Origin of the sequence: Parabacteroides caeci, assembly GCF_023656795.1 — a bacterium.
Classification (GTDB): domain Bacteria; phylum Bacteroidota; class Bacteroidia; order Bacteroidales; family Tannerellaceae; genus Parabacteroides; species Parabacteroides segnis.
In genome coordinates, this window is the sequence record NZ_JAMOKT010000127.1 from 1 (window position 1) to 5,393 (window position 5,393).

The 5,393-nt window shown below is 37.0% G+C and carries 6 protein-coding genes; 4 read left to right on the forward strand and 2 right to left on the reverse strand.

Annotated elements, in window-relative coordinates; translation table 11 throughout:
- Positions 1-104 precede the first annotated feature (104 nt).
- Positions 105-2,090 (reverse strand): sensor histidine kinase, encoded by a 1,986-nt coding sequence (locus NBH15_RS28845; RefSeq protein WP_250824185.1) that lies wholly within the window; start codon positions 2,088-2,090, stop codon positions 105-107.
- 194 nt (positions 2,091-2,284) lie between these two features.
- Between NBH15_RS28845 and NBH15_RS28850 the strand changes: the two genes are divergently transcribed.
- The 3 genes from NBH15_RS28850 to NBH15_RS28860 all read left to right on the forward strand — a co-directional run bounded on the left by NBH15_RS28850 (position 2,285) and on the right by NBH15_RS28860 (position 4,040).
- Positions 2,285-3,343, forward strand: a complete 1,059-nt coding sequence (locus NBH15_RS28850; protein WP_128135433.1) for a PDDEXK nuclease domain-containing protein — start codon at positions 2,285-2,287, stop codon at positions 3,341-3,343.
- A gap of 157 nt (positions 3,344-3,500) precedes the next feature.
- A complete protein-coding gene (locus tag NBH15_RS28855; RefSeq protein ID WP_128135432.1) occupies positions 3,501-3,794 on the forward strand; it encodes a nucleotidyltransferase family protein in 294 nt (97 codons plus the stop codon).
- A gap of 39 nt (positions 3,795-3,833) precedes the next feature.
- The gene (locus NBH15_RS28860) at positions 3,834-4,040 is read left to right on the forward strand and encodes a HepT-like ribonuclease domain-containing protein (RefSeq protein WP_128135431.1); all 207 of its coding nucleotides are present in this window, start codon (positions 3,834-3,836) and stop codon (positions 4,038-4,040) included.
- On the opposite strand, the gene NBH15_RS28865 is transcribed toward NBH15_RS28860, so the two are convergent.
- Complete coding sequence (locus tag NBH15_RS28865; protein WP_128135430.1) at positions 3,997-4,413, reverse strand: hypothetical protein; 417 nt, start codon at positions 4,411-4,413, stop codon at positions 3,997-3,999. The two genes, NBH15_RS28860 and NBH15_RS28865, sit on opposite strands and share 44 nt — an antisense overlap.
- A gap of 151 nt (positions 4,414-4,564) precedes the next feature.
- On the opposite strand from NBH15_RS28865, the gene NBH15_RS28870 reads away from it, so the two are divergent.
- Positions 4,565-5,191 (forward strand): porin family protein, encoded by a 627-nt coding sequence (locus tag NBH15_RS28870; protein WP_128135429.1) that lies wholly within the window; start codon positions 4,565-4,567, stop codon positions 5,189-5,191.
- The last annotated feature ends 202 nt before the right edge of the window (positions 5,192-5,393 follow it).

The window sequence follows — 5,393 nt, forward strand, 5'->3', positions numbered from 1 at the left end:
GCATTTACAAGAGCTGTTTAATAAGACTAATTTCAATGATGTCAAAGAACAATTTAATCCCCTTATTCCGGGATTATTTGATTAATTAATAACTCGTCCCGATTTTAACGGGACACTAGTGTTCGGAAATAGTAAATGATACCAATGATTGCTGCGATTAGGAGCGCACCTAGAATGCCCTCCTTGAATCCTTTCATAAAATCGTTGAAAGATTTGTCTTCTCTATTCAGGTCTTTTTTTATTAATTCAAGGATTGGCTCGGTGTTTAAATATCCGAAATCCCGATGGATAATCGTCCCGTCTTCGCGCATCAGGACCGTCAGTAAAGAGAATCCCTTATTATAAATTAAATCCTTTTCGACCTTTTCGGGTATGGCTTTAAACGGTTTTACCACTTTCGCGTTGTGAGCTTTAAAATGTGCGTAAAGTTCGAATTGGACGATAGAGGCCAACCCTTCTGTTTTGAGTTGTTTTTCCAAGTCGAGTGCCGTTTGCAGGCTCATTCCGCCAAGACCATCGGGGGTGGATACATATAACAGGATATATTTCCGATCGCTTCCTTTCACCAAATGTAGGCTGTCGGTTATGATCAGGCCAGTTTCCTTGATATTCTTACCATATTCGAAAGGTAATAGTTTATTGTATACTCTTTTTACTTCGTTTGTCAGGCTGGTATCTGGACAGGAAGCGATAAAATCGTTATAATCATCTTCTATTCCATGTAGTGTCTTGCTATACATCAAACTTGTCAGGTTCGCTCCGTTTAAAAAGTATTTAGGATAGCCAGAGAAGATTTGTTTATTTAGCAGATAGTCTTCCTGTGGAGTTATTTTTTGTTTGTTCAGACATATATTGTCCGATTTGAGTTCCTGCTTTTTATAGGTAGCATACATATACAGAAAAAAACCGTAATGTGCTGAATAAGGATTCTTCAAGCGGTAGGCATTATCAATAAGCGGATTGACTGATGCGAAAGGGGGAGCTTGCCAATCGAGTAAACTGCTATCATACCAGGCCTCTTTGTCGGTCTTAAACATGTAGCACCGCAGGATAAATCCCCCTTTAAAATACTGTTCTGATAATTCGAATACTCTTCTCCAATAGGGATCCATTTTCTTAAAATCTTTTTCTAAAGTAGTTTGAAAAAGAGAATCACGGTGCTGGAAGGATTTTTTTAACTCGTCGGGAGAAATGTTGCCGTATTCAGAATTGTAGTAAGAAAATCGTTGAGTGTTGTATTGTAGGTTATTCTGTTCACTACCTCGTCCCTCGTAATGATAGATATGTGTATTTATATATGCTTCTTTGTCTTCAACAATGGAATCTCCAGGAGTAAGCAGCAGCGTTATTCGTTCTCCGACTTTATATTCTGTCGGGTAAGCGATGAATATTTTCTTGTGAATAGTCGAATCCTTAGATACATCGAGACCATAATTGCTACAGGTAAATTCCGTATTCGGAGGAAGAGGAAATGAGGCGTCGACAATTCGTGTATCTGGTGCTATCGAGATGGTCCCGTCCGCTTTCCATCCAGTCAGGATATTTTGGGTTATCGGGAGGAGTTGTCGATTCAGATTTAACGAATTTTGGAAAAAAGTTCCCGGATAGGCAGATACCCCCTCCTGTCTTACTCCAAAAGGAACAAACGTTTTCGGATAAGAGTAGATTGAGTCTGACTTATCAAATGTAATTGCTTCTCGACTTTTCCGGTCGTATGTGACACGTAGAATCCGTTTGTCTGATATATTATCTTTAATTGCGAAATCCTGTCGATAGCGGCTATCGAAATAATGAAAACCATGTTTTTCCTTATTATTATGGCAATCGTACAGGTTATCCAGCGTATAGTCGATAGAAATGGATTTGTCTGTTTTTTCTGCCACTGTAGCTAGTATGGTGATCCGGCGTATATTCTCCGCCCTCCAAGGGATTTCTTCTTTAATCCCCGGAGCGATATAGGGATAGTAATGGACCGCTTCGAGGGTTATCCAATCTCCCTTTTTCAGTGAGTCGGGATTGTAAGGGACGAATGTGTCCGCCCAGCCGTTCCATATTAGGCACAGGAATAAAAATAAGAGTCTTGCTTTCATAACTGTAAATTTAAATGAAAAATCTGATTACAGTTCAAAAGTATAGGCGAAAGACTTTCACCCGGTTGAAAAATGAGTGAATGGCGGGTTTGGATGAGAATCTGTCCCCAAGGATATTTTGCTTATCCTTTGTTTCATTAGAGGTTTTGTTGTATGTTTGCAGCATTGACGTTTATTTTAACAAATCCGAGACTATGAATAATTTAATTAAGACAGACAAAGAGTATCAGCAATGGCTGGTAGAACTCAAACAGCGTATCAGACAAAGCCAGATCAAAGCGGCTTTAAGAGTCAACACAGAACTTCTCGAGTTGTATTGGAGCATTGGCTCTGATATTGTTCGTAAACAATCCATTTCCAATTGGGGTGATAGTGTTATTGAACAACTAAGCGCTGATTTACGTATCGCTTTTCCTGAGATGAAAGGTTTTTCTGCTCGTAATCTGTGGTACATGAAAAAGTGGTTTTTATTTTATTCTGGTGATGAAATAAAACTGCACCAAGTTGGTGCAGAATTTCGACAACAGAAACTGCCACAAGTTGTGGCAGAAATACCATGGAGACATCATACAGAGATAATCACAAAATGTAAATCTGTAGATGAGGCTTTATTCTATTTAAGAAAAACAAAGCAAGAAGGTTGGAGTCGTGCTATACTAATCCATTTTATAGAAATTGATTTATTTCATGCTCAAGGTAAATCTATTTCAAACTTTTCTTCAACTCTTCCTCCGTTACAAAGTGAGTTGGCCCAGGAGGCACTGAAAGATCCCTACAACTTTGACTTCTTGATGCTGACGGATGGTTATAAAGAAAAAGAGTTGGAAAAAGCATTAACTGATAATCTCACTCGTTTTTTGCTGGAACTGGGAACAGGCTTTGCTTTTGCTGGGCATCAGGTTCCAATTCAAGTTGGCAAATCTACTTATTACATAGATATGCTATTTTATCATTTCAGAATGAAGTGCTTTATAGTGGTAGAGCTTAAAACGGTTAAGTTCGAGCCGGAGTTTGCCGGTAAATTGAATTTTTATGTAACGGCCGTAGATCGTCAGATGCGTGGAAAGGATGATAATCCTACTATTGGCCTATTGATTTGTAAGGATAAAGAAGATGTCGTTGCCGAATATACGTTAGCCGACATACACAAACCATTGGGGGTATCGGCTTACGATTTACGAAATATTTTGCCCGAAGAATTTAAAAGCAGTTTGCCTACGATTGAAGAAATTGAAAGAAATATGAAAGATTAAAAAGAATGCCGGGAAAGTTAATCCGGCATTCCGATGGTACGGTATAATTCTTTGTTGTAGGTTTGAATGAGGATCAGTATTGTCCTGTGACACATTCTGCTTAATCCTATATCATAGATATTAAATTTATTCCTAACTTTGTAAAAACGAAATGCTTATGAAGTCTGTAACAGAATATAAAGAAATACTGTCTAAATTCAAAAAAGAGTTTGGTCCTCAGTTTGGTATTAAAGAACTGGGTATTTATGGTTCTGTTGCCAGAGGAGAACAAACAGAGGAAAGCGATCTGGATGTGTTTGTTTCACTGGAGAAAGTGGAGCCATTCATTATTTTTGATCTTAAAGAATTGTTGGAATCATTGTGTAAATGTAAGGTTGATTTGATTAGGTTAAGAGATTCACTGCGCCCTGCACTAAAGAATAACATTCTGAAAGATGGCATTTATGTTTGATAAAGGTAGAGTTTTAGATCGTTGTGATCTGGTCGTGTAATGCGTCTTCAAATCATTGGAGAGAATATTAAGAAGATAGATGAATGTACCAATGGAGAGCTATTACTGAAGTCTTCTGAAATACCTTGGCGAAAAGTAATAGCTCTTAGAAATTTCATATCGCATGAATATGCCAATGTCGATGAAGAAATTATTTTTGCTTTCAATCGGTATACAGTTTGTATGCTCCTTGGAAACTCATTTTGATAGCCAAGGCGAATGATATTCCACCGACGATTGTTCCGAAGGCAAGCAACGAAAGGGCATTAGGTTCGGTTCCTAGTGGAAATTCATTATACTCGGAGAGGGCTGCTGCTATAAAAAATGAGGAAAAGAAACACAAAACAACTCCCAGTACAAGGCTTATCCATGCGGTTTTTTGAATTAATTGTTTGATAAGTATGCTTATTAAAATGACAGTTATTGAAAGAAGAGTGAAAGAAATTGTCCATTTCCCTTTGCTTCCTATTTCGAAGATTGCATCGAAAATAGTCGGTACAGCCAAAATCAACAGGAACCAAATTTCAGATATGTTATTGATAGTTTTTTGGATTCCGGGTTTTAAAGAGGTTGTGTTCATGATAATATGTTTTTGAGTGACTACTATTTAATAAACGAAGTATTTACCAGTTTTATTGCTTCAATGACTTCATACATTAAAAATTAAGTTCTCATGCAACATATTAGTAATATCCGGCATCTATATATTTAACAATGTTATTAGATATGTTATGAAAAAGTTAGTACTCCTTTTGTTTGTTGCCTTTATCTCTATTCAGATATCTGCACAAGAGTTTCATTTTATTCCCCGAATCGGGTTTAATCTGGCTAATACCTACCCGGAAAGTTTTGCTGATATGCGGCCTGGTGTAAATGTCGGAGTTGCCGGAGAAATCCGTTTTTCCAAATTGTTTGCACTGGAACCGGGAGTTTATTATTCGATGCAAGGGCATCGGTATAAATATAAAGGAGAAACATCAAAGTTGAATGTTGATTATTTAAATATACCTCTTCATGTAAAGTTTTATTTGTATAAAGGATTTCATATGTTTGCCGGGCCACAACTGGGAATTAATGTAAAAGCTAAAGCTACGAATTTTCAATACGAATTGAATCATAAACCTTCTGAGACAAAAACTTTTTCGGGGGATATAAAAGACGACGTTCGGAATTGTGATTTGTCTTTTTCCATAGGTGCCGGTTATGCTTTTGATATGGGATTGGTTCTTTCTGCCAATTACAATTTAGGATGTACTTATCTTTATCGTGAATCGGAACTTTCTCCCGGTGGTTTCAGCCTGTTTAAAGGAAAAGAACATAATGGCGTTATCCAGTTTAATTTGGGATGGTATTTCTAAAAGGCTTTAGCCAATGATATTTGTCGGTGATATAATATAAAACTTTATCTTTGTTGCGACTTAAAACAATTTTGCCGGCATTAAAAATAGTTCCTATGTTTAAAATCGGAAAAGACGGATAGCACGAGATAGCACTACAAAAGCTATACCATTTTAGTTAACTTTGTATTGTATCAAATTCATTATTAACTAATAACGATAT

Bases quoted from the DNA above. Each gene is read 5' to 3' on its own strand.
- NBH15_RS28845 (WP_250824185.1), bottom strand. From the start codon at position 2,090: ATGAAAGCAAGACTCTTATTTTTATTCCTGTGCCTAATATGGAACGGC.
- NBH15_RS28850 (WP_128135433.1), top strand. From the start codon at position 2,285: ATGAATAATTTAATTAAGACAGACAAAGAGTATCAGCAATGGCTGGTA.
- NBH15_RS28855 (WP_128135432.1), top strand. From the start codon at position 3,501: ATGAAGTCTGTAACAGAATATAAAGAAATACTGTCTAAATTCAAAAAA.
- NBH15_RS28860 (WP_128135431.1), top strand. From the start codon at position 3,834: ATGCGTCTTCAAATCATTGGAGAGAATATTAAGAAGATAGATGAATGT.
- NBH15_RS28865 (WP_128135430.1), bottom strand. From the start codon at position 4,413: ATGAACACAACCTCTTTAAAACCCGGAATCCAAAAAACTATCAATAAC.
- NBH15_RS28870 (WP_128135429.1), top strand. From the start codon at position 4,565: ATGAAAAAGTTAGTACTCCTTTTGTTTGTTGCCTTTATCTCTATTCAG.